Origin of the sequence: Paraburkholderia sp. EG286B (genome assembly GCF_040965655.1) — a bacterium.
GTDB lineage: Bacteria > Pseudomonadota > Gammaproteobacteria > Burkholderiales > Burkholderiaceae > Paraburkholderia.
The window spans coordinates 1-254 of sequence record NZ_JBFRCF010000278.1 but is presented as its reverse complement, the minus strand read 5'-3'; the positions used below and the strand labels follow the sequence as shown (position 1 = coordinate 254).

Below are 254 nucleotides of genomic sequence, written 5' to 3'. Positions count from 1 at the left end.
CAGCGTCATGGTCGTGAGAGGCGACCCGCCGCCCGCCCGTGGACAACCCGCGACTCAACACTCAGCGGAGGTTAGATCGCATCAAATCGCTGGCTGCAAATCCGTCCGTCGAACCGGGTCAGCCTCAGGTGCGACCTTTCAACCAAGCTGGGATTCGGATCGGGGCCGACCTGCTGGAGGCGTTTGCGCGACTGGCAAAAGGCCGGCGTGTGGAGCGCGTTGCACGAGTTGCTGCTCGCCAAGTTACGCGAGGC

At 64.2% G+C, this 254-nt stretch carries 1 pseudogene; it reads left to right on the top strand.

The features are described 5' to 3' along the window. Positions 1-132 precede the first annotated feature (132 nt). A pseudogene (locus tag AB4Y42_RS44735) lies at positions 133-254 on the top strand (IS5/IS1182 family transposase); the annotation flags it as partial.